This window comes from Planctomicrobium aquicomposti, assembly GCF_051466325.1.
Lineage (GTDB): Bacteria > Planctomycetota > Planctomycetia > Planctomycetales > Planctomycetaceae > Planctomicrobium.
Genome location: NZ_CP195792.1, coordinates 2,880,724 through 2,905,092 on the forward strand (window position 1 = coordinate 2,880,724; position 24,369 = coordinate 2,905,092).

Consider the following 24,369-nt stretch of genomic DNA (forward strand, 5'->3'; position numbering starts at 1 on the left):
TCGCGAGACGCTCGGATCGCAGGAGTGCCTTGCGGGGACTTCAGGAAGCAAGGTTCACAGGGTCGAGGAGGGATGGCTGGTGCCGGGCGGCTGGGAGGAGACTGGGGCGCTCCGGGGAGAGCAGCCCGGGGAATCGCGACCCTGCTCAAGATTTCGTTTTGTCGGTCGCCCCTCCCGGCTGCCACTCTTTTGGAGTCACTTTGGTTGTGGGACGAATGCGTTGCAATCCTGTCAGCACCACGCGGTCATTGGGGCTCAATCCGGACGTAACAACGCGTTTTCCCCCTTCGGTCAGCCACCCGATTTCCACACGACGATACTCGATCTCGTTGTTGTTATTGATCACGTAGACGTAGCGCTGGCCTTGATCGGCACCGAGTGATTCTTCTGGAATCACAAGCGCTTCTTCCTCCGGGCCCAGTGGAGTCCGCAGCCGGACGAACATTCCGGGGGAGAGCAGTCCCTTGTTGTTTGGAACCGACACTCGTGCCCGGAGCGTCCCCGTCCCCATGTCCACCTGATTGTCGACCCAGTCCAGCATGCCGGTGAGGCCGTAATTACTTTCACCAGCCAGCGAAATCTCAATGGGTCGGTGACGGTCGGGAACTTCGATCAGTTTTCCCTGCTCCTGCAGTCGACGCATGGCGAGCACGCTCCGCTCGTCATAGTCGAAATAGGCATAGAGCGGGTCGAGCGAAACCACCACAGCCAGCGGAGTCTGGTCCGCGAGAACCAGGTTCCCCGGATCGACGAGCCGCCGACCGATCTTTCCCGAGATTGGTGCGGTGACACAAGTGAACGCGACATCCAGCCGGGCCTGGTTGCGAATCGCTTCCGCGGCGGTGCGGGCGGCATTGGCCCGGGCCACATCATAAGTCAGGTTTTCCACTTCCAGTTCTGTTGACGCCTGCGAACTCAGCAACCGGCGGGCGCGGTCCAGCTGCAGCTGGACCCGTTTCAGTTCGGCCTCCCGTTCAAGAACGGTCGCTTCGGCTTGTTGCAGAACGGCGACGTAGGTGGAATCGTCAATTTCGAAGAGCAGATCCCCCTCTTTGACGTCGGCCCCATCGGTAAAGTGCACCTTCTTCAGATAACCACTCACCCGTGCCCGGAGTTCAACCGTCGCCGGTGACGAGGTCCGCCCCCCGATTTCTTCGTAGGGAGCCACCCGCTCCAAGGTGGGCCGAACGAACTGCACACTGACCGGAGGAGGCCCTCCGGCTGGGGCGGTTGTCGCGGAAACCGCAGCCTTGGTGTCGCAGCCGGACCCGGTCACCGCGATTGCCAGCATCGACAGGATCGCCAGGAATCTGATCCGGCTCGCTGTCAGCGGGAAAGAACGCACATTCTGTGAAGTGCCACTTCGACGACTCAAGGCCGAGTCGGCAGAAGAACTAGCCAAATTCCACCATCCACTCTGTGAAAGCGTCCAGGGGACCGATCGCGCTGCCAGATTTGGAATTTGCCGGCAGAATGATAGGCCGATCAGGGGCGCGCAAACACAACGCCCCCGCGAAACTTCTCGATAAAGTCTAGATCCCCGTAAAGGTTACGGCAACTTTTCCGACCTAAAAACAAAAAACATCGCATGAGAATTATTTAATTTGCTGCGGATCGAAACGGTTTTCGGAGGCGATGCTTCCCCGAAGCTCGACTCCACGCGATTCATCCAGCGCGCATTTCGCGAATGTGGAGCCCGTGTCTGCTGCGGATGTTCGCCCGAAAGTCGCGCGGGATCGTCCCGGAGACTTCCTCGGAATTGCTTCAGATGTCAACCGTCGCCAGATTGAAACCGTTTTTTGTCCGCTTCAGGAGTGGCTGTTGATCCAGCCCGCGTAAAGCTCAAGCAGTTCCCGCAGTGTCCTGCGACTGGAGAGGACCTGATCAGCCGTCGGGGGGAAACAATCCTGACCGGTGAGAAAAGGAATCAGCAGGTCCGGCACAGTCTTTTTCAGTCGAGTTTGCAGTGCAAGGTGAAAACTCATCGGACTCAGGTCGTCGCGAGGCCCCCAAAAAAGCAGAACTGCGGGATCGTCCGGATGAGCAACGTAGCCGTCGAGACCTTTCCAGAAAGCGACCGCTTCCTGCACCGCCGACAACACCAGTTGCTCAGCGGGTTCGACTGGCCAATTCGGGAATACTCTTCTGCGAGATTGCAGCTGGGACACGATCTGGTCGTGGAGATCCTCGAGACACTCCCAGTGCGCACGCCCCGTGAAGGACCCACAGAGCCCGCGCAGAAGGGGGCCGATCAGCGGAATGCGTTCGACCTGGGCCGTGGGGCGATCGGGAGGAGGCCAGGGATGAGGAAATTTCAGCGGCGGGTCAGGTTCTACAGGCATCATCGCTCCCGATTCCCGGACGTCATCTCCCCCACCGTGAATCCCCCGGAGCCGCCGATTCAGCTCCCCTGAGGCAACACGGCATGCGTATTGGCTGACAGGATCGTGTCGACCTCCGGAGCACTGAAAGCATTCCGGACTTCGTACCCTCCCTGAGGATAAGCCTCGGCGGTCGGGATATACCAGGGACCGTCGTCTCCATAGGCCGCCGTCGCCACGAATCGCTCCGGAGCCGCCGCCTGAGCACGCAACTGGTATTCCACGAACGACTCCGCGGGAAGGTGCAGCAGGGTGGCCTCATTCACATGCAGAGCACTGAGGATGATCGGCTCCTGCCGTTCCACGCTGCGGAGCCAACCGATCTTCATTGCACTGATAATTCGGTCGTTCAGCCTCGCCTTCGAATCGGAAATCGTCGCCATCAGTTCTGCCTCACTGAGCGACTCGAGCGACGGAATGTGGATCGAAGCCGTTCGCCAGTCGACGCTCGTAATGGGCTGGGGTTTCAGATCCGCTTCGCTGGCGACGACCGCTGTGTAGATGCGGTCGGTCAGTTCTTCACGGGCCTTCTGGGAAGCGTCGTTGTACTTTCCGGCCGCGACGTTGCCGGAGCAGCCGGTAAAGTAAATGTGAGTACAGCCGGGATCTTCCGCCTGGCGTCGTTTCCGGGCGAAGCCGACAAAGTCGCTGTTCACCCGACCGTCGCCGTAATAGCTCATCGGATGGGTCGCGTAATAGTGGCACGAGACCAGCTTGCGATCGTTGTTGTAAAACGTGACGGTTTTCAACCAGGGATCGATCAGGCCCTCGGGGAGGTCCCATTGACGGGGAATCTTGCTCGAGCTGCCGCGCCAGTCGACGACAGTCCCATCTGGCCCCAGAAACCGTCGATTGCCGGCCACCTTTTCGACTTTGGCCTGCCCGGTCGCGATGTGGGTCACCGGTTGTAGATGCTGCATTGCCTGCGAAACCGCCTGCTGAGCGCGGCCCAGACACTCATTAAAGAAGTCCAGCTGAACATTCTGCGGCCGCTCCGGCCCCGGCAGGGCGGAGAGAATTCGTTCTGCTTCGAGACACACGAAGGGAGCATTGTGTTGATGAACACATTGGACGGCCACGCGCTCGGGTGTGGTGCCAGCCGCTTTTGCAATCGTGTTTCGCCACTCCCGATGAGCATCATTCAGCAGCGCGGTCCAATCGATGGCGGTGATCACGATGGGAGCCCCCGCCCCCACGATGACGAAGCCGATCGATTCCAGTGGATCGTCGATCTGGAGAGCCGGCTTAATCCAGCCGCCGCAGAGTGGATGACCGAGCGGGGGTGTCACATCAAACCGGAAGGGAGCAATCCGGAGCGCAGGGGCCGACTCGGCGCGGGTGAGGGCCGGGATGAGCAATGAAGAAATGCCGGCTGCGAATGTCGTCTCAAGAAATTCTCTGCGGTTGGTCGGCATTGCGGGCACTCCGGGGGCAGGAAATCAGGCAGGTAGATCGGTCAGTAGGTCAATGCAAGTTCGAATTCAGTTGGTTCATTCCGCCCTCGCCGCAGTCGGCTTCGTGATGGCACGCGAGAACAACTGCACGCGACAACGAATTCCCAGGGTGATCGAGAGACCTCCTTCACCCCGATGAAAGCTACTTGGAGCTGGTCGAACCAATCCCTTTGATAAAGGCAATCAGATCCGCCATTTGCCGGGGATTGATGTCCCGTTCCAGACCTTCCGGCATCAACGACTGACCATTGGCGATCAATTCGTCAATCTGGCTGCGGAGGACAGTGTCCTCTTTGGCCTCTGCTCGCCGCAGGGTGAGGCTTGAATCCGTTTCAGCGGCAATCATGCCGGTATAGATCTGTCCATCGTGCGTGGTGACCGTATAAGTCGTGTAGCTCGACTGCATCTCCAGATTGGGATTGAGAATCGAAGCCAGCAGGTCGGCAGGAGGTTTGTTCTGGACGGACGTCATGTCGGGCCCCACTTGATGACCTGTGTCACCGAGTTTGTGGCAGATCGAGCATTTCTGCTGGTAAATGAGCTTTCCACGTTCCGGATTGCCCGTCAGTTCGAGTGCGATCTGATAATCCCGAACCACTTTGGCCCTATCGGTCGATTCAACTCCTTCCAGCAGATGTGCTGCGCGACGTCGAATTCGTTCTTCGGAATGCTTGGTCAGGGTTCTGATTCGGTTCCAGTCGAATTCGCTCCGTTGAATCGTGCCGTTTTCCAGGGCTTCGAGCAGTTTCTCGGTTCGGTCTTCACGCGCGAGCATGACTTCGGTTGTCGCTCCGCGGGCGGCCGGAGTGAGTCGACGCCAGGAGGCCATCAGTAGAGGCGCCACAGCCGGATCTGTGACCGGTCGCAGTGCAGCCACAGCAGCAGCCTGAATCTCCTGCGGGTATTGCGGACTCAACAGCGATTCGAAGGCGGGCCCTGCGAAGGACCAGGGAGCCAGCGCCAGAATATTGATGGCAGCGTGTCGGGCTGAATTGTTTTCACCCGGGTTCACAGCCGTCTCTGCGGCATGGGTGAACAGTTCCTGAATTCGAATGCGGGTCTCTCCATCGGCAGGAAGTTCGTTAATGACCTTCACCAGCGACTGCCCGCGACGGACACTCCCCCGGCCGATCGCCTGCACCAGCTGAGATCGGAGCTGAAGGGATTTTGCAGAGGCGGTCACGAGTTCGAGCAGCTGTTCCGCAACCATCGGCTCGGGGCGGGAACTGACCATTTCGACGATCCCTTCGAGCAGCGCGGGGCTATGGGGTTGCTGCTGCAGATCGGCATCCTTCAATAGCAGCGTGAGCAGGGGAATCCCTTTGTCCCCAACCGACAGTAGGTAAGCGGCCCGCATGTCCGGATCGGATCCAATATGGGGAGCAGCGGAGACGAGTCCCCGCAATGCCAGATTTTCCGGCATCGAGCCGAGTGCCAGCACAGACTGGAAGCGTGTCCGGTAATCAGTGTCATTGGCCCGCTCAATCACGGCATGGGCCAGAGCGGCATTCCCGGCCAGCAACGGTTCAGCCAGCCGGACCGCGTGTTGCCGGACACCGGGATGAGGATCATTCAGCGCGGCCTGGATTAACTTGGGTGTCAGTCCCCCCAACCCCTGCAAGGTATAAAGGGCATGCAGTCGCCCCTGTGGGACCCTGGTTGTTTCGAACAGCTTGATGATCAGTGGAACGGCCGCCTGATTCTGGCGTTCCCACAGCAGCCGCTGTGCGGTCTCACGATTCCACGAGTTCTCCGAAGCCAGATTGGACACCAGTTGGTCCAGTCCGACTTCTCCCAGACGGGGGGGCTTGATCCGCTTCATGCCGGGCGCTACCAGCCGGTAGATGCGACCGCGATCGTTGCCGCTTTCGAGATCGAGGTGAGCCCTGATGTCCTCCGGGATCGAGATCGGATGTTCGATCGTCTCGCGGTACATGTCCAGCACGTACAGCGTGCCGTCTGGTGCATTCACATAGTTGACCGGTCGAAACCAGGTGTCGATCGAGGTGACAAACTCTGTATTCGGATCCGCGCGATCGGCGCGAAACGTCGCGTTGTGCGGTTGCAGTGTCTTGCGGTGAATCAGATTGCTCCCGACATCCCCCACGAAGGCGTTGCCCCGAAATTCTTCCGGGTAGGCCGAACCTCGATAGATAGTGACTCCGGCTGCGGACGTGAAGAATCCGCCGGGAACCCGTTCGGTATCAGGCAGGTGCTGATACTGCGGGTCCTTGTTGCGGCGCTGCGTGCGCACGATCCGCCAGGGTTCAATTGGACTGCGGCGAAAAACCGGCGCCGCGGCGCCATCGCTGGCAATCATCCTGACCGGACCGGCAACCGTGCAGAACGGGTTGCGATTGAGATACTGCTCTTCGAAAACGACATGCATGATATGCACGTTGTTGCTGCACAGAAACCTGTTTCCCCAGTCGTCGAGAGAGTGGCCAAACTGAATGCCGCCCGATGCCCTCGCGACCTCTTCCGTTTTCGGGTTGAAGACCCAGTCGCTGCGCCCCAGGCTGAGAACCTTTTCCCCGCGGCGGTGAAGATCTCCACCGTTGGAACCACCGGCAACCCAGATGCGGTTATCGAGGCCCCACTTCATGTTGTTGGCCAGCCCCTGCACATTGCGGCGACCAAGGTGAGAAAACACGGTTTCTTTCACATCCGCTTTGCCATCTCCATCGGTGTCTTTGAGATAGAAGACCTCCGGCGGGTCGATGACAAAGAGGCCGCCGTTGTATGCCGCCACCGACAGCGGCCAGTCGAGCTTGTCAGCAAAGACTGTGCTCCGATCCATGACGCCGTCGCCATCGGTATCTTCCAGCAGGCGGATAATCCCGGTCTCCGTTCGTCCGGTGCCGGCTGGCAGAATCTGATCCTTTTCCTTCGCATAGGGATAGGCATGAAATTCGGCGACGAACATCCGGCCGTTTTCGTCGAAGCAGGCATCGACAGGATCACTGACGAGCGGTTCCGCTGCCACCAATTCCAGCGAAAAGCCCTTCTCAAGCTGAAAGGTCGAAAGAGACTGGTCCGGCTCCATGGGAGGGAATCTCGTCAGCTGGTCGGCAAGCGAAGAATCCTTCTCCTCTCCCGTCACCGGCAAACTGCACAAGGCGATCCACGCGAACAGTGCCCATATGGGTTGTCGCAAGAAGGGAGACAGGCGTTTTACTGAGCGGGCAGTAGCGGATGGGCGGAACATCGATCAGAGTCCTTGTCGTCACTTCGCTAGGGGGAGGCTCGGCGGCGAGGCCGACAGCTGCAGGAGGGAGTCGATCAGCAGGTATGATCTCAATCGCATCTCCTGAGGGAATTGATGTCCCCCCGGCGGATGCTCGACTTTGAGGTGGCCGGGAACTCCGTGCAGAGCAAAAACGGGTTGAGCCGCAGCGGCGATGCGATCAACGCTCTCTGCCCGGAAATTACTGTCCTCCTGTGGGGCAATGATCAGAACCGTGCGAGGAGCAAGTCCAGCGACGATTTCATGAAAATCGAAAGGGATCTCAGTCAATCGTCCCTGATAACTACCAAGTTTGGGGAGGTACCGGGACTGAACCCAGCCCCGCTCCGGCAGCCAGTTGGCCGGCTCGCCTCCATGAAAGTCTAGATACCCGTCCAGACCACAACAACTGATCACTAGACCGATGCGATCATCGAAAACGGATGTGTAAACAGCGTTGTGTCCCCCCAGCGAATGACCGATCACGGCGTAGTGCCCATGCCGGACGTAGGGCAGCGAGTCGAGCAAATCGAGGCAACGGATGTTGTCCCAGACCGCTTTCAGCGACCCGCTCTCCCAGCCGAGCCCCTTCAGGTCCGGATGATAGTTTCCGAAGGTGGGATAACAGGGGGCGATGACGACATAACCCCTCTGGGCCAGTTCCTTCCCGTACATCAGCTCGGGATTCCCGCTGATCCCGACGACTTCGTCTGCACCGCTCAGATTGGTCTGTTGCAGGCAAAGCACGGCCGGTGTCGGTTCTTCTTTGGATTTCAATGCAGACTTGGGAATTAGCAGGTAGGCAGGTGTGCGGCATCCCGGTTCGGATTGAAATGTGATCCGCCGACGCATGTAGGATCCGAGATCCTCCTCTGTTCCGATCTCCATCTGAAGGTCGCAGCGCTTGGCCTCTCCGGGGAACGGGCCAAATATGGCTGCCATGGCTTCCAGAGTCGCCCGCTTGCGGCGTTGCCATTCGGCCACGGTCGTGGCAGTCCGAATCGATCCTTTCACATCCCGGTAGAGCAGCTGATTCTCGCGAGGAAACTGCCGGGTCGGAAGTGCGAGACCGTCTCCAGCCCTGCTCACTTCTTGCGGGGTGGGAACCTCCGCCGACACTGAACCGCAAACGGCAGTCACGCACAAGACGGGGAGCAGTAGCCACTTTAGGCAAGGAAACCTGAGTAACATGGGTCGTTCATGGCAGGTCAAAACCGGGTCATGCTCATCGGCAGGGATGTTCCACATTTCTTGATTCCGTCCGCAATGCCCCTGTGTCACCAGCCCCCGGCGGCTTACTGATTCTTCAACAGTTCGATCAGGTCTGCCATCTGTTCGGGAGAGATCCCTTTCTCCAGTCCTTCCGGCATCAGAGATTTTCGAGTGTTCTGAAAGTCTTCGATGTCGCTGCGAAAGATCACCGACTCATTGCGGTCGGAACCTTTAAGGGTCAAGTTGGAATTTGTCTCGTTCGCCACCACTCCCGTCCGGACGAGCCCGTCATTCGTCATCACCAGATAGGCGAGATAATTGGGAGCGACCTCGCGATTGGGGTCGAGAATACTGACCAGCAACTCGTCGCGGGTCCGGTTGCGAACGGTGGAAAGGTGCGGGCCGACTTCGAAGCCTTGACTACCGAGTTTGTGGCAATTGGCACAATTCTTCTGATAGACGAGCATTCCACGCGCTGCATCGCCCCGCTGGGGAACCGCCCGCTGATAGTCTTCAATAATCCGTTGCAGGTCAGGAGCCTGCTGCCCAGAGAAGATTTTCGTCGCCCGGATGCGCGTCGGCTCATGTGTGCTGCACATGAGGATTTCCTGCCGGACCTTAGGAATCCAGGCGATATCGACGGTTCCCGCTTCGAGGGCGTCGAACAGTGCGGGAAGCCAGTTGCCATGCGCCAGTAACTGAGCCACGACAAGTTGCTGTTGCCCCGAGGTCATGGAGCGATACCGTTCGATGAGCAGCTTCGGAATCTGCTCATCACCAAAGGTCCCGAGGATGCGAATCGCGCTCTGCTGCACAGCGGCCGGAATCCGGGGGCTGAGCAACGGCTCCAGCGTGTTCAGGGCCGTGTCGATATTCACGAACTCCAGCATTGCCATTGCCGAGACGCGGTCCTGAGGATCGAGCGCCGAGTCCTGAGCCTGGGTCCGGGTCGTCTCCAGCAGCTTTGCGAGGAACTGGACACCGGTGGAACCTTCTGAGGTCGCGAGCGATTCCAGCGTGATGCGTCGACGCTTCAAGCCGGCTCCCAGTCTCGCGGCCAGTGCTTTCTGGAAGTGGGCCGCGTCATTCACTTCGGCAAGTTGATCGAGAATTTCCTGGATCTGTGCCGGAGTTGAGCTGGCTCCTACCGTCGTCGCAATCTGCAGGGAGATGGCCTGTCCCGATTTGGTTTTCAAGAACTCCGGGTTGGCCAACAGCCGCAGGAGAAGCTTCGGCTCCTGTCCTTTCATCGATGACAGGACAGCTGAGCACATCCACGGATCCGCACCATCTTGCATCAGGAGGCTGACCAATGTGGCTGCGACCTTTGTGGGATTGGCCTCACCCAGTGACAGGGCGACCTGAAAGCGGAGTGGCACCGAGTCCGACTTCGCCAGCGCGATCACTGTATCCAGAAGGGATTCGTTCGTTGCAAACGATTTCTCGGCGAGTCGAACGGCATGGGCCTGCACTCGCGGTTCCGCATCCTGCAAGGCGATGACGAGGTCGTCATCGGTCAGGGCCTGCAGTCCCTGGAGTGACCACAGGGCATGGAGACGAGCCTGGGCAAGGTCGCTCTCTTTCAGCATTTTCCGCAGTCCGGGAACTGCGCTGGCGTCCTGTCGTTCGAAGAGCAGGCGATGAGCGGTATCGCGCCACCAGCCGTTGGGATTCTCCAGATGGCCGACGAGTTCTTCAGTCGTGGCCGATCCGAGCTTTGGCTGCGGCGGAGGAACAAATCCCTCGGCGTATGCCGGAGGGACCAGCCGGTAAATCCTGCCACGGTCACGACCGTTCGTGAGGTCGAGCCGCTTCTTCAGGTCTTCGGGAAGCGACCACGGGTGCTCAATCGTTTGACGATACATGTCGAGCACGTGCAACGTGCCGTCAGGAGCATTGGCAAAATTCACCGCGCGGAACCAGTTGTCGGTCGACGCCATGAAGTCCGCCTGTACATCAGGACGTCGTCCAGTGAACGTGGCCCCGTTCGGTTCCAGGACGTAGCGGATCACCAGGTTCCCGGCAACTTCACCCACAAAGGCATTGCCCTGATACTCCTTCGGGTAAGCGGCTCCCCGGTAAATCGTCACTCCGCTGGCCGATGTCACATATCCGGTGGCGGCGGCAGTGTCGACGAGCGACGGGGGAGCGGCACGGGAGACTCGATCGGCGTGAATCACACGCCACGACTCGGGGGGGCTGACGCGAAAGACTTCGACCGAGTCGCCGGATTCAGCCACGTCGGCAATGGTCGAAGTCAGCGGCAGATGGCTATTCCGCGCGGCATAGCGGCTGGGAAACAGCACGTGCTGCACCGGATTTCGAATATCCGTCAGAAAACGGTTGCCCCAGTCGTCGACGGTATTTCCGAAGCGACCGGCTCCGCTATGGATCTCGAGTCTCTCTTCCGTCGGGTCAAACGAAAAGTCGTTCCGCCCAAGTTCGATCGGTGCGCTGGCGGCCTCCGGATTGTAAACCGATCCTCCATTGCTGGAACCGGCCACGTAGATCCGGTGATCAAGTCCCCATTCCGGATTGTTCATGATGGCCTGAACGTTGTACTTCCGGAAGCCTTCGAACACGACCCGCTTCTCATCTGCCTTGCCATCTCCATCAGTGTCCTTGAGATAGAGCAGGTCGGGTGTGGCTGCGACATACACTCCCCCCTTCCAACAGGTGATACCAGCCGGCCAGGAGAGCTCGTCGGCGAAGATGGTGGATCGGTCGAACACGCCGTCCCCGTCGACATCTTCCAGCAGGCGGATGCGACCGATGGGGGCAGATTTCTGCATCACCCACGGCTCATCGTCCTGTGGATTGACGTACGGATAGTCGTTCATCTCCACGACGTAAGCGCGGCCATTCTCGTCGTAGGCGATATCGACCGGATCGGTCACCAGCGGTTCGGCGGCAATCAGCTCAGCGCGAAAGCCATCCTGGAGTTGAATGGTCGAAAGGGCCTTATCCGGCTCTGTCGCGGGAAGCACCGGCAGGGGGGCCTCCGCATGGAGACACGTGAACAGGCACAGCCAGATTGATGAGGCGAGCAGCAGCGAGGTGGGCTTCATGTTCTCTCTGTCAGCAGTCGTTCGGCGTTACGGAATGCGATCTGTTCGATGATGTGGGAGCCCACAGCACCTTCATTTTCGTGGAGCTTCAGTGAAGCGGATTCGAAATAGAAAAACGGGAAATAGGATCCAAACAGGAGCCGGTCGGGAGGCAGGTGCTCGAGGTATCGCGCGATGCCACCCGTGTATTCCACCATCCCCAGATCGAAGTACAGGTTCGCTTTCTTCGCCAGCTGTGCTGCCACCGGCGGCGAAATGTCGCGACCGGGATTCAACAGCATGACCGGCAGCTTGGAATAGTCCTGCAATGTCGTGACGGCAGCCTTTAGATTGACTGGCTCCGAGCGAAACTTCGGGTGCTCGGTCCGCGGATCTTCCGTGCCGACGACAATCTGGAGGATCAGTTGCCTGTCTGCACACTGTTGACAGAGGGCGGCGAATCGACCGTCGTTAAAGACATTGTCATGGACTCCAGGAAAGATTCGGACACCGACCACTGAAGGGGTTTGCGCACAGAACTCGACATCGGACTCCCAGCCGGGGAGCGAGAGATTCACCGCTCCGACCGGAGTCAGTATCCCTTGGCCAAGTTTGTCACAATCTTCTACCAGCCGTTCATTGACCGCAGCCAGATCACGGTGCAGGAGAGCATCGAAGCTGCTGGTCAGAGCGCACGTGACCTGCTGCTCGTGCAGCTTTTCGACCAGTCGCGGCGTCTCATCGTGAGGCAGTCGCCGGAACGGCCAGCGGGACACCGAAACATTGACGTCAATCAGCCGCGGCAACTTGGGGAATCGGTCGACACTCATTGGATCACCACTCCCTTCGTCTTCAGAATCGGTTGCAGCAGCGATTGCAGGTTGCCTCCCAGAATCAGGGCTTTGTCCTGTTCGCTGATGTCGGCACCGGTGATCTTCGCGAGTTGCGTCGCGAGACTGCGGGCGGCGCCGTCACTTCCGTAAATGAGCCGCTGCGCCCCCAGGGTCTGCACAGCCCGCTCGGTGATGCCTGCGGTCGGGTCACCCCCCGCGATTTCAAACATGACGTTGGGGGTGGCCTGCTTCATCACCCGCAATCCCAGCTCCCAGTTGCCTCCGGAATGTCCGCAGATCAACCGGCTTTCGGGATGGCGACGTCCCAGTTCCACCACGTCGAGCGGCGTCGACTCTCCCTCCAGATTCCCTGTCGTCTTCATCCAGGTGTGCTGATAAACGACTGCCTGAAGTTTCGTCGCCTGTTCCAGAATGGGATCGAGCAGCGACTGATGGCAGCGTTCGGCCACCCACAGTTTGATTCCGACCATCGGCCCATCTTCCACGCAGCGTCGCAGCTCGGAAAGACTGCCGCTGGGATCGGCAGGATTGAGATATACGTATCCGAGCAGACGGTCCGGAGCATGCTTCAGTGCCTGCAGAACCTGATCGTTCTCGCTGCGAATTCCATCGGGTGTCGGTCGGTACGACCAGGGCCACCCCATGAACGTAATCAGTCGGGCAATCCCCATGCGGTCGGCGTATTCCAGCATGGAATCGGTCTTGGCTTCCGGAGAGCTACCTTCGAAGGCCGAGAGATGGACGTGACCATCCCAGATCTGAGGCCCGACCGTCGCAGCAGATTTCTTTTCAGCCGCACTCACGCTCTGCGTGACGGCGATTGCACCGGAGGCAAATGCGGTCTTCAGCAATGAACGTCGGCTGACGGAGAGCGACTCCAATGTATGCTGATCTTTGAAAGGCGGATTCAAGACGATCCTTTCCAGGCGAGACAGTGAGTCAGGCACCATGTCCGGCAAACAGGTGGGAGCCGGATCGGTGCCGTGGGGATCGAGCACCGGGCGTTGGCGGCAATCTCAGTTGTTGACATCACTCAACGAATCGACGTTCGACGCGGAGCGTTTATTTTCTACGTCATGTTCAGGAGTCGCCTGACGTTTCCTCCCAGGATCAAATCCTGCTGGGATTGCGACAGCTTCGACTTCAGAACTTTGTTCATTTCACTCTGGACGTACTCGACCGTTGTCGGATGTTTGTACGGCCCATCGGTTCCCCAGAGCAGACGTTCGGCACCGAGGAGGTCCGCAGCTTCTTCGATTTTTTCAGGTAATCCGACTGCACTCAGATCAAGCCAGACATTGTCATGATCTTTGGCCACCCGGATGAACTCGTCGATCTGGGTGGCGTTCGTCGAGTTGTATTTACCCATGTGGGCAAACCACAACGGCGTATTCGGGAACGATCTGGCCATGCGTGCCGCAGTGGTCGAGTTCCCCGACACATCAATCAGGCAGGGGATGGGAAAGGTCCCGGCCAGTCGCAAGAGTGGATCGATGATGTACTCAGCCAGTGAGCACTCCCCAACATGAATTTTGATTCCTCGAAATCCCTGCTCGGTCACCGCCTGTTCCACCTGCTGCAGAACCGGACCTTCATAACTGGGAAGCCCATACAGAAAGGGAATCAGTCGATCGGGATATTCTTTCACCGCAGCAGCAGCCATTTCGATCGAGCGGGCGGTCGTGGTTTTCATTGCGAAGACGATCGCTTTGTCGATTCCAGTCTGATCCAGCAATTCAACGATCTGGCCCGCCTGCCACTCCGTTCCAGCGATGTCCCCATGCTTGAGATGCACGTGGCAGTCGATGATCGGTGATCTTGTGCGCGGCGCATCGGCTCCCCAGCCGGTGAGCGGACGCATCGCCAGCGATGTGACCATCGCTCCGAGCAGCGTTCGACGAGTCATTTCCACGGGCGGGACCTTCATGCGAGTGATAATTTCTCCTGGCGCGGCTGTCGTTTTTACACGCGAATTCCGATCTCTCCCTCTTCGCAGCGCGGAAGTCAGACGGCACGAGTCGACAACCGCGCGCGAAGGGAACGGGACGAGCGCTTTCCACGAGAGACGTTGATCTCTGATTGCACTGGGCTCGCCGCGCGCCTGTGTGCATTTCGTCACACAGAACGCGTGATCAACGAGAGCAGGAAAAGCAAAACACTCTAGTTCTTCACCCAGCTCGCCTGCGTGATAAACAGTTCCATCGAGGCCTGCGAGATTGCCTGGTTTGTCGAATAGACCGCCGAGCTGTTCGCAGGGCAGGACGCCTGCGTCGCATCCCCGACCAGAAAGACGTTGAAATCATTTTTCAGATTGCGGTATCCCGCGGTGGTCGCACACACGCACAGGTCCGTGGCGTACCCACACAGGAGGATATGTTCAATCCCTTGCTTACTGAGGAATTGCTTGAGAGCGGGATAGCCCTGATTGTCGTAGAAGACAACGTCGTTGTCATGAACCTTGATCGGCTTCATCACTGGAATCGGCAGCTGCCAGAAACCTTCACAGTTGTAATGTGGCCCGGAGTCAATTGTCGGGAAGAGCTTGATGTGGTCCTGCAGCGGGCTCTTCAGCGAGATTGTGAACTCCGTCGGCAGCGGTTTCGCGTGATAGTCGAAGCTTGTGAGCATCTCTGTCAGCTTCTTCTGCGCGGCCTGACGTTCCTCCGAAGTTGGAGTTCTTTCGATCGAACGGTACAGCTGCATCCGCACGTCATCGGGATCGCCCCTCATGCTGAAGAGCACCAGTCCCACGTCATCGCGACAGCGGGCGATAAAGGGTTGCACCACTTCCGTCGCGTGCCGCAGGCCCATTGCGTTTTTTTCAGGTGTGCAAAACAGAGCCACCCCATTCGGTTCGGGTGTCTTCCATCCTTGTCCATCATCCACTCCCCAGGGATGAACCATGATAATGGCTGTCTTCTTGCCATCGAGACGGTTCGGAATTTCCACAATCCCCCGGGCGTTATGGCTGTATCTCCAGGCGCGGACATCGATGGTGGCCTCGGCATCCTCAATTAAGGGGGGGCCTTCAAATCGATAGAAGTCCTGAATCGGTTGAATGAAATGCGGGTAGTCCGCCATCAGCGGAGCCGCATTTTTAATGGGGGTCAGCGTGTTTTTATAAACACGCGTCTGGGGAGCGGCTTCTCCAGCGATCAGCGCTGGAGTCAACGCGAACAGAAACGCGAGATGAATCGCTGGTCGGTATATCATGGGGCGTCACCGGTGCTGATTTCAGTCAAAGAGAGGGTACATCGACTGTGGACAAGGTGAACCTGGCCGCGGGGGCGATCAGGTTCAACCCGAAGACATCAAGTCTGCGGGTCACTTGGAATCGGCTTTCTTTCCAATCGCTAATTCGAAGTTGACGTTCTCGTTGGGCCTGGGCTGGATCTCGGTCGTGAGTGTCGTGTTCGTGTTGTACTTCCGGGGAATGAACTGCTCGGTTCGTTCCATCCGTTCATTGGGAGGGGCTCCCATGCCGGGATGGACCATCTCCCCTGTTCCGCGCATCGCTCGGATCTGTACCTGATAGACACCCGGCCTCAGGCCGGCCGTGGCAGGGATTTCGTACTTTCCCTCGCGAATCTCGGCTCCTGCCGAAGCACCATTCGTTCCGGGACTCGGAGAAAAATTGATTGTCCCCGTTTTGATGGGAGCTCCATCAGCCTGCACCGTGCCGCTGACGGGAAACGTCTGAAACTCGTTCGTGGAATTGCTGCAGCCTACGGCTCCCCAGGTCAGGAGAAAAAGAATCACAAAGGACGTGCGTGGCATGTTGGACAATCTGCTCCCGGAAGATGGAATCAAGGTTTTCAGGCTGAAACCAGCATTTCAGGCTGTGCGACGGGGACTGGTTCCAGTCTGTCCCCGAATCACTTTCCTTAGTATTCCCCAATCGTTTTCCCGTCGTCGATGGTTCCGAGATTCTGCCAGATCTCAAGATTCAGGTTTTGGGAAACAAACCGTACCGAACCATCAGCGAGCAGGGCAGTCACGCCACCGACGTGCTTGCTGCGTGCCGAGATCACAGCGAGCTTGGCACTGTCCTGCCATCCGGTGAATGTCCCGACGCAGGGAGCTTCGGCGGTCGAGACGCACATGCTGTAAGGCGTACCGCGGATTTCGTCCGGGGTCGACGTGTTGGGAGACCGGTCATGGTTGTAGTAGCAGAACTCCGGCAGGCGGAAGAGTGCACCACGGAAATCATTTCCATTGACGCGGATGATTTCCGAGACCATGACGATGTTTGAGGTGCCGTCGGTAAAGTCGCGGATGTTACGATTGGCACTCAGCGTGAACGGAGCCCCCGGCTTTCCAGAACGGTAAGCCACCGGGAGTGACCAGAAGTTGACCGACTCGTCGACAGCTCCGGGGCCCGGACCGGCGTTGGCGATGTAATTCCCTTTGGAGAAATACGAACCGAGGAATTCCGCCAGATCGGTATCCCCATCAGTGGGGCAAGTCATGTAGGACAGCTTCGATTCTCGCAGGGCTTTTGCCTTGGCGTTGGCCGCCTGCCAGGCCTGCACCGAAAAGTCGGATTGATTGTACAGCCCCGATTGATCGACATACGGGAGCAACAGGGCGACCCAGGTGTTGTAGAAGCTTCCGCGGGTATCGGCGACTCCCAGCGGAGTGAAGGTGTTATGCGCATCGTGATAATTGTGCAGGGCCAGCCCGATCTGCTTCAGGTGGTTGCGACATTGGGTTCGCCGGGCTGCCTCGCGGGCCTGCTGCACGGCCGGCAGCAGCAAAGCGATCAGCACGGCAATAATGGCGATCACGACCAGCAGCTCAATCAGCGTGAAGCCCAACGTCCTCAGGGAAGATTGCCGCCAATTTCTTCGCAGAGTGAACTGAGAGTCAACAGAACACGACATGACAAATCCTCGGAAAATGAAAGATGTGACAAAGAGAATCTGCGAGCGCAATATTGAACAAGACGCATTCTGGATTCGCCGTCCGACAGCAGGACTTCCTGTCGGAAAACGCAAACACTTTTGGGAGGACTCCAAATATCAATGTTGACGAGTTCGTTGTGTGGAGATTTTTCCCACCCCCTTGCGCTCGTCTCGATAATGTTCAGGTCGATAAGGTTCAGGCGGGTGAGAACTCTGGATCTGGGGTCGATTCTATCTCTGGCCCTTGTGCGTTGTAGGCCATAAATGTGACAATGTGGTGCATTTTTTGGACACCTCTGGGCCATCGAACTGCGAGAAGATGTATATGTCCCGTCTTCGGAGAGTTGCCCTCCTGATCGAAGCCTCCCGCGAACACGGCCGCGGCCTGCTGCGAGGAATTATCCAGTATCAACATGATCACGGCCCCTGGACGACCTACTTTCAGCCGCGCGGCCTGGTCGATCCGGCCCCCAGCTGGCTGAAGACCTGGAAAGGGGACGGCATTCTGGTCCGCATCGAAGATGCCCGCATGGCGAATCTGGTGCAGAAGACAGGGCTGCCCGCGGTGGATTTGAAATTCGGCGTTCCAAATCTGGAACTTCCCGCGGTGGGAATCGACAACAAAACACTGACGAACGTTGCGTTAAGTCACCTGTTGGATCGGGGGTTCACGCAGTTCGCATTCTGCGGATACGCACGTGGCCGGGACCGCTGGATGGACTATCGGGCCGACCTGTTTGTCCATGCGGTCGAAGAATTGGGGATGACCTGCCAGGTGTACGCTCCTGCGGTTCATCGACGTCAGCCGGTGTCATGGGATCAGGAGCAGGAAGACTTGACGCGTTGGGTCCGTCAGTTGCAGACTCCGATCGCGGTCATGGCCTGCCATGATGATCGTGGCCTGCAAGTCCTCGACGCCTGTCGCCGGGCGAATCTGCACGTGCCGGACCAGGTGTCGGTGCTGGGGGTCGACAACGACGAATTTCTGTGCGGGCTCTCGAACCCTTCTCTGTCGAGTGTGGATACGAACGTCGAGCGGATTGGTTATGAAGCCGCTGAGCTCCTCGAAGACATGATGGAGACCGGCCGTAGAACCTCCCAGACGATCCTGGTTCCCGTCAGTGGAGTCGTCCCGCGTCAGTCGACAGACCGTCTCGCGGTGGATGATCCGCAGATGCTGGCATCGCTCAACTATATGCGGGAACATGCGTTTGAAAATCTCCGGATGGCCGCTGTCGCCCGCGCCGGGGGGATGGGACAACGAACCTTCAACCGCCGGATTCAGGCCCTGCTGGGGCGGACTGCCAAAGAAGAGGTTGTGCGGCTCAGACTCGATGAGGCCAAGCGATTGCTGGCCCAGACCAACATTTCGATCAAGAACGTTGCGATGTCCACGGGCTTCTCCGCCAGTCGGTATTTCAGCCGCGTCTTTGTGCAGCACATGGGAATGACTCCGAAGGACTACCGGGAGTCGATCCGGCATGGCGCTTCACCCGATATGACTGGTTGATCGCAGGCTCAAGCGGCGTTCAATCCGCTTGATGCCTCGCTCACGGGGGCGAAGTGCGGGAAGAAATCCACTGCCAGAGATTAAAGACGATGGCGCCCAGCAGGATCAGCCGCACAACGATGCTGAACCATGAGAGTTGCGGTTTTCCGCTCTCGCGTTTGACCGGAAAAGGAAGATCTCCCAGCCAGAACTGCCCCCATCCGTTCAAGCCGAAATGATAAATTCGTTCGTCCGTCTCGATTGTTAAGATATATCCGGGGACTCGAAAGAAAATTGTCCGTAAAGAGCAGAGTACCGCTTTTCGGATGTCGCTGTACGGGATTCGCCAATTCCCACATTCCAATCGGTCTTCAAAGATCTTGAGGAATGCCCTGCGCGACAACGCCCAGTGCAGACCATAAGTAAGCTGACCGCTACGCACTCTCGTGGCTTTTGTCATGCATTGATAAAGTAGCTCAGACATGAAGAAGACTCAGCTGAAACCATTCCGGGGAAGACGAAAGGCTCTGACCATAGCGGAAATTCACCGAACCAGTAAACCGGTAAACGCTTATCAGATCATCAAGCGGAGCCATCCGAGCTCTCCTTGAAGCTTGAAGGCCGTGGTTGGCACTGATGAAAGGACGGAGTCCTATCGGTCTCAGGCTCACGCCGAAGAGCGTCGACCAGCACCCGCGCGGTGGCTTCGACGCACCGACTGCGGTCGTTACGGTACGTGAGATTGGAGGCCGCGGTGATCCATTTTTATCGCGGGACCAGCTGGTCAGCCAGTTCGTTGAGGTAGAACTCGATGTAGGGGTAGCCGCGATGTCGGTCGTTGACCGAGGCACCCGCCGGGGTGATTCGGTTAGCATCCTCAGGATCATCGGCGTTCAGGCCATGTGCCGCTTCCCATTCATCAGGGATGCCATCTCCGTCGCGGTCGGCTGCAGGGACACGCGTTGTCAGTCCGGAGAGATACCAGTCGGTCGACAATTCGAGCGGGGCATTGCGTCCCCATGCCCCCGATTGATTCCGTACCTCATCGATCGTTCGCGTTGTAACCCGGTCCCGGGGCCAGCAACCTGCACGTTGCAGAACCATTTCGTAAGCTTGTTGGGGAGTGGTGAGCTCCACGGGCGGCAGCGATGGGAGTTCGGCAATCTCCTTCCCGTTGTTGTTAAACTGGATCCAGCGGGGGGCCGCCCCCGCCTGTCCATCCGATCGCCAGTGGCGGGGATGCCCTTGCTCTCCCCAGTCTTCGAAAAAATTTCCGCTGACGAAGTAGGACATCTCGGGCGAGAGAGCGAATGGATACATTCTCGCGAGTGTCTGCGGTCCGCGACGGTAGTAGTTCTGGTGCAGGGCCACCGGGCTGCGAGCCCGCCCGCCGTGTCCGTCGTCCGAATAGCCTCCCCGGCAGTTGTAGATAACGTTGTTACAGAAATCCCCCGCCGCATTTTCCCGATAGGGGACCAGACAGGGGACCCGACGGGACTGATGAGCCCACAGGTTGTGATGCAATGTGATGGCTCCGGAGTCTTCGGCGGCGGAAATGAGACCGAAGTTATGCGCTCCCTTGTTGTGTCCCTGGTCATCGGATTCCTCAATGGTGCACCATTGCACTGTTGCATCGTGGGCGTGGTACAGGTCAATGATTTCATCATTCCCCCAGCTGAGGGAGAGATGATCGAGCAGGATGTGATGGGTCCCCGTTTTCCGAGGTCCCAGGCCGGCAAGCTGCACACAGTCTCCGCCACTGCCGTAATCGCGGGGACGTCTGATTCGGAGATGGCGGATGAGGATATCGTGAACTCCATGATCGTAAGAGGAAATCATTCCTTCGATCGTGATTCCCGCTCCGGGCGCGGTCTGCCCCGCAATCGTGAGATACGGTTCGGGAATCCGGATGAGTCCGCGAATGACGCCACTGACTTCGAAGACGACAATTCGGGGCCCCGCTGCCGCACAGGCTTCGGCCAGGCTTCCCGGACCAGAGCTGTTGAGGTTCGTGACTTTCAGTACTCGCCCCCCTCGCCCGCCCCGGGTGCTTGCTCCCCAGCCTTCGGCGCCCGGAAAGGCAAGACTTATCGATGGTTCGGGAACTTCGCTGCGCGCTATTTCTCCCCACAGAAGCAGCAGAAGACAGCTCGCAAGGGTCGTGTGAAACCGGTTCAGCGGCATCGCTGCTCTCCGTGAAGGGGATTCGTAAGGAGTCATCTGGAACGCGGGCAATACTCTATGTATTCACTGCACGATGATCTATAATCGACGGACACCGCAACAGGAGGATTCTGAAGCGGCCCTGCTGAGGTGGCTTGGATCCCCCACTTTCCGAGGCAGTTGTGGTGTGAAATCAGTCACCAGAGGACCGCGGGGAGAGCGTCCAGAATCTTCCCGCCATCATCCCCTGGTGGAAGTCCATCGCCGACGGGAGTTTTCAGGAAACGATGAGCGACGACCATCAGTTCCGGAATCCGCATTCCCGTTTCGCTCCCCCTTCCGTTATGATGCCGAATGTGTGAGTGAACGCCCAACATGATCTCGTATTCAAAGGAAATCTCGATGCCACGTTTCTTTTCGTTGGCTGGTTTGTTGGGGCTGATGGCCGCTGTGAGCGTCGCTGCGGATGCCGCGAAGCTGGACGATATCAAATGCCCCGTTTCCGGGAAGCCCGTCGTCTCGGAGCACTCGGCCAAGTATCTTGACGGGAAGGTCTACTTCTGTTGTCCGAACTGTCCGAAAGGATTCGCGGCGAACACGGAGAAGTTCACCGAAAAGGCCAATGAGCAGTTGGTCCTGACCGGCCAGTACGTGGCCAAGGCCTGCCCGTTCTCAGGCAAGCCGATTGCCGAAACCGCGGGGGAGAAAAAAGAAATCGGGTTCTGCTGCAAGAACTGCCTGAGCAAGTACGAGAAGGCGAGCAAGGAAGAGCGTCTGAAGCTCGTCTACGGCAAGGCCCCCTTTGAAAAGGGTTTCGAGAAGAAAAAGGAAACAAAGGCTACCGGCAGCTGATTACCGCTCCCCCTTCTGCAGAGTCAAGAGCCGGTCACGCACCGGCTCTTTTGTTTTTTCCTAAGGTAAGGACTGCTCACGTTGAGGAGTGACGGGGCCGTCGCTACGACGTTCTTTCAGAACGAAAACTCTCCTTCCCTCGCAAATTCCTGTATGGCCTTTCGGCTACTGGGAGCTTCCCGTGACTGCAGCTCCGGAGGGAGGTCCTCCACCTTTCCCGGAACGCCGATCGCCATCATGCACTCGACCTGAAAATCCTCCGGGACTTTCAGATCGACACGTGCCTTTTCGGGATCGAATCCTGACATGCCGTGCGTCACCAGATCCAGGGCCGCCGCCTGCAGCATGAGATTCTGAACCGCCAGTCCGGAATCCATGGAGTGGTTGCGGTTCGGCTTGCCGTTGCGGGCGAACGTCTTTTTTGAAAGGACCACCACCAGGACCCCCGCGTTTCGGCACCAGAGCTGATTCCCCTCGACCAGCAGGTCGAAGAATACCTTCCAGTGAGGGGTGTCACGATGTGCATACAGGAACCGCCATTCCTGTTCGTTGTACGAGGAGGGGGCCCAGCGGGCGGCCTCAAACAGCTGCAGCAGCTGTTTTTCGGAGATCTTCTCACCTGAAAGTGCCCGCGGCGACCAGCGTTTGAGGATCAGGTCATGAATCTCATAGTCGGGCTGACGGGCGGGACCTGCATCCGGGTAGGCACCCATGCATTTTCTCCTGAATTGGTCGGTGTTTCGATGACTGACAGAATCGCCGGCGACGCTATGATACGCGATTGATTTCCGGTTTCCGCTTCTTGCGGCGGACATTTTTCTCGGATCGCAGCCTCTTCCGTAACCAGATTAGATATGACTTCTTTCGTTTCTCAATTGCCTTTTGTGAATATTGCGGCTTACAAGTTCGTCAGTCTGAACAATCTGGAAACGCGTCGACAGCAACTGCGGCAGTTTTGCCGGGAACGGCATCTGAAGGGGACCATTCTTTTGGCTCCCGAAGGGATCAATCTCTTCCTCGCGGGTGAGCGAAACGCGATCGATGAACTGGTTGAACTGTTGCGGAGCGACGAGCTGCTCGCCGATCTGGAAGTCAAGGAAAGCTTCAGCGACTCACAGCCATTTGAACGGATGCTGGTCAAAATCAAGGAAGAGACCATCGCGTTCGGCATTCCTGGAATTGATCCCCGCCAGGCGACATCGGCCCGTATTACGCCGCACGAGCTGGAATCGTGGCTCTCGTCCGGCAAGGACGTCACGCTGCTGGATGTTCGCAATAATTACGAGGTCGCCGTCGGCACGTTTGAGAATGCCATTCCGATTGACGTCGACCATTTCCGGGATCTGCCGGAAGCGGTGGAGCGACTGCCGGAGGAACTGCGGAAGCGTCCTGTCGTCATGTTCTGCACGGGGGGAATCCGCTGTGAAAAAGCGGGACCCTACCTGGAACAGGCCGGCTTCGAACACGTTTACCAGCTGCATGGCGGCATCCTCAAGTATTTTGAAGACGTGGGAGGAGCGCACTATCGGGGGGAGTGCTTTGTATTCGACAAGCGAGTCGCCCTCGATCCGCAACTCAAAGAGACTGACACCAAACAGTGCTACGCCTGCCTGCAGCCCCTTTCAATCGAAGATCAGCAGTCCCCGCTGTACGATCCGCCGCACGCCTGCCCGCATTGTCATCAGACACCCGAACAGAAGCAGGTCGCCTTGCTACAGGCGCGCCGGCAACGGATTCGCGAGGTAACGACACCGCTACCCGGCAGCGTCGCCTACGACAACGCCCGCCCGCTCAACGTTCCGCAGAAGTTTTCCGGTTTGTCGTTATTCGATTTTGTTCGACAGGTGCATCCGCATTTGGGGGATGACTACTGGCGGACAGAATGTGATCTGGGACGGATTCATCAGGGAGGGAAGCCGGTCCCCGGAGACCGGATCGTGCGGGAGGGGGAGCAGTTTGCACATCTCGAGCCGTCGACAACAGAGCCGGACATCAACCCCGACATTGAGATCCTGCACGAAGATCAGGCGCTGGTGGTCGTGAGCAAACCGGCTCCACTCCCTCTGCATCCCTGCGGTCGATTCAACCGCAACTCGTTGCAGTGGATTCTCAACGCCGCCTATCGTCCACTGAAATTGCGGCCGGCGCACCGGCTCGATGCCAACACCACCGGTGTGGTGATTTTCAGCAAGACCCGCACCGTCTCCGCAGCCATGCAGGCCATCTTTCACGCCGGAGAGGTAGAGAAAGAATACCTCGTTCGTGTGCAGGGACAGGTTCCCTGGCAAGAGATTCTCTGCGAGGCTCCCATCTCGCGCGAATCGACCAACTGCGGGGGCCGGAAAGTTGTCGAAGACGGACTTCCTTCGCGGACGCGATTTCAGGTGCTTGATCGGTTTGACGATGGCAGCACCCTGTTGCGAGCCTTTCCCGAAACGGGCCGGACAAACCAGATCCGGATTCATGCCTGGCATCTCGGCTTTCCGGTTTGCGGCGACCCGCTGTACCTGCCGAATCAGCAACTCGGCGACGAACAGACACAGGCTCCCGGTGCGGTGATGTGCCTGCATGCTGCAAAGATCCGCTTCCGGCACCCGACAACAGACGAATTTGTCGCGTTTGAAGCCCCCAGCCCCAACTGGACCACGGAGGCAGATGGGTGACCCGCCAAATCGGATCAGGCGGCATGCCCGTTCCGATTGCGGGTTGTCGAGGAATCGGCGAAACTGCCAATCTGTTGCCGGTCACCCCTTCGCAAGACTCCAGCTTCCCGTCATTATCGAACGC

At 58.3% G+C, this 24,369-nt stretch carries 19 protein-coding genes; 3 read left to right on the forward strand and 16 right to left on the reverse strand.

The genetic code is table 11. The annotated features are described in order from the left end of the window. Positions 1-145 precede the first annotated feature (145 nt). The 12 genes from SH664x_RS11155 to SH664x_RS11210 all read right to left on the reverse strand — a co-directional run bounded on the left by SH664x_RS11155 (position 146) and on the right by SH664x_RS11210 (position 17,057). Complete coding sequence (locus SH664x_RS11155; RefSeq protein WP_437200931.1) at positions 146-1,291, reverse strand: efflux RND transporter periplasmic adaptor subunit; 1,146 nt, start codon at positions 1,289-1,291, stop codon at positions 146-148. Positions 1,292-1,808: 517 nt separating this feature from the next. Continuing rightward, entirely contained in the window at positions 1,809-2,345 is a 537-nt protein-coding gene (locus SH664x_RS11160; protein ID WP_437200933.1) for a hypothetical protein, read from the reverse strand. Between the two features lie 56 nt (positions 2,346-2,401). After that, positions 2,402-3,796: a hypothetical protein gene (locus SH664x_RS11165; protein WP_437200934.1), complete on the reverse strand. Its 1,395-nt coding sequence runs from the start codon at positions 3,794-3,796 to the stop codon at positions 2,402-2,404. 181 nt (positions 3,797-3,977) lie between these two features. Beyond that, entirely contained in the window at positions 3,978-6,881 is a 2,904-nt protein-coding gene (locus SH664x_RS11170; protein WP_437200936.1) for a PVC-type heme-binding CxxCH protein, read from the reverse strand. A gap of 180 nt (positions 6,882-7,061) precedes the next feature. Next, a complete protein-coding gene (locus SH664x_RS11175) occupies positions 7,062-8,150 on the reverse strand; it encodes a dienelactone hydrolase family protein (protein WP_437200937.1) in 1,089 nt (362 codons plus the stop codon). Positions 8,151-8,356: 206 nt separating this feature from the next. Continuing rightward, positions 8,357-11,341 carry a PVC-type heme-binding CxxCH protein gene (locus SH664x_RS11180; protein ID WP_437200939.1) on the reverse strand — a complete coding sequence of 995 codons (2,985 nt, stop codon included), beginning with the start codon at positions 11,339-11,341 and terminating at the stop codon, positions 8,357-8,359. Continuing rightward, a complete protein-coding gene (locus SH664x_RS11185) occupies positions 11,338-12,150 on the reverse strand; it encodes an amidohydrolase family protein (RefSeq protein WP_437200941.1) in 813 nt (270 codons plus the stop codon). The genes SH664x_RS11180 and SH664x_RS11185 overlap by 4 nt, the downstream gene beginning before the upstream one ends. Then, positions 12,147-13,085: an amidohydrolase family protein gene (locus SH664x_RS11190; protein WP_437200942.1), complete on the reverse strand. Its 939-nt coding sequence runs from the start codon at positions 13,083-13,085 to the stop codon at positions 12,147-12,149. The genes SH664x_RS11185 and SH664x_RS11190 overlap by 4 nt, the downstream gene beginning before the upstream one ends. A 158-nt stretch (positions 13,086-13,243) precedes the next feature. After that, a complete protein-coding gene (locus tag SH664x_RS11195; protein WP_437200944.1) occupies positions 13,244-14,101 on the reverse strand; it encodes an amidohydrolase family protein in 858 nt (285 codons plus the stop codon). A 233-nt stretch (positions 14,102-14,334) separates the two neighbouring features. Further along, positions 14,335-15,387, reverse strand: a complete 1,053-nt coding sequence (locus tag SH664x_RS11200) for an isochorismatase family protein (protein WP_437200946.1) — start codon at positions 15,385-15,387, stop codon at positions 14,335-14,337. A 111-nt stretch (positions 15,388-15,498) separates the two neighbouring features. After that, positions 15,499-15,951 (reverse strand): hypothetical protein, encoded by a 453-nt coding sequence (locus tag SH664x_RS11205; RefSeq protein ID WP_437200947.1) that lies wholly within the window; start codon positions 15,949-15,951, stop codon positions 15,499-15,501. A gap of 107 nt (positions 15,952-16,058) precedes the next feature. Further along, positions 16,059-17,057, reverse strand: a complete 999-nt coding sequence (locus tag SH664x_RS11210; protein WP_437200948.1) for a DUF1559 family PulG-like putative transporter — start codon at positions 17,055-17,057, stop codon at positions 16,059-16,061. A 346-nt stretch (positions 17,058-17,403) separates the two neighbouring features. On the opposite strand from SH664x_RS11210, the gene SH664x_RS11215 reads away from it, so the two are divergent. Next, positions 17,404-18,588 (forward strand): substrate-binding domain-containing protein, encoded by a 1,185-nt coding sequence (locus SH664x_RS11215; RefSeq protein WP_437200949.1) that lies wholly within the window; start codon positions 17,404-17,406, stop codon positions 18,586-18,588. 40 nt (positions 18,589-18,628) lie between these two features. Here SH664x_RS11215 and SH664x_RS11220 read toward each other — a convergent pair whose 3' ends face one another. The 3 genes from SH664x_RS11220 to SH664x_RS11230 all read right to left on the reverse strand — a co-directional run bounded on the left by SH664x_RS11220 (position 18,629) and on the right by SH664x_RS11230 (position 21,050). Continuing rightward, positions 18,629-19,051, reverse strand: coding sequence for a hypothetical protein (locus tag SH664x_RS11220; RefSeq protein WP_437200950.1), 423 nt, complete (start codon positions 19,049-19,051; stop codon positions 18,629-18,631). A gap of 281 nt (positions 19,052-19,332) precedes the next feature. Beyond that, positions 19,333-20,751 (reverse strand): pectate lyase family protein, encoded by a 1,419-nt coding sequence (locus SH664x_RS11225; protein ID WP_437200952.1) that lies wholly within the window; start codon positions 20,749-20,751, stop codon positions 19,333-19,335. 176 nt (positions 20,752-20,927) lie between these two features. Next, positions 20,928-21,050, reverse strand: a complete 123-nt coding sequence (locus SH664x_RS11230; RefSeq protein WP_437200954.1) for a hypothetical protein — start codon at positions 21,048-21,050, stop codon at positions 20,928-20,930. Between the two features lie 82 nt (positions 21,051-21,132). Between SH664x_RS11230 and SH664x_RS11235 the strand changes: the two genes are divergently transcribed. Beyond that, entirely contained in the window at positions 21,133-21,582 is a 450-nt protein-coding gene (locus SH664x_RS11235; RefSeq protein ID WP_437200955.1) for a hypothetical protein, read from the forward strand. 116 nt (positions 21,583-21,698) lie between these two features. On the opposite strand, the gene SH664x_RS11240 is transcribed toward SH664x_RS11235, so the two are convergent. After that, positions 21,699-22,295 carry a nitroreductase family protein gene (locus SH664x_RS11240; protein ID WP_437200957.1) on the reverse strand — a complete coding sequence of 199 codons (597 nt, stop codon included), beginning with the start codon at positions 22,293-22,295 and terminating at the stop codon, positions 21,699-21,701. 141 nt (positions 22,296-22,436) lie between these two features. Here SH664x_RS11240 and SH664x_RS11245 point away from each other — a divergent pair, with 141 nt between their 5' ends. Further along, positions 22,437-24,245, forward strand: coding sequence for a sulfurtransferase (locus SH664x_RS11245; RefSeq protein ID WP_437200959.1), 1,809 nt, complete (start codon positions 22,437-22,439; stop codon positions 24,243-24,245). Positions 24,246-24,369: the final 124 nt, after the last annotated feature.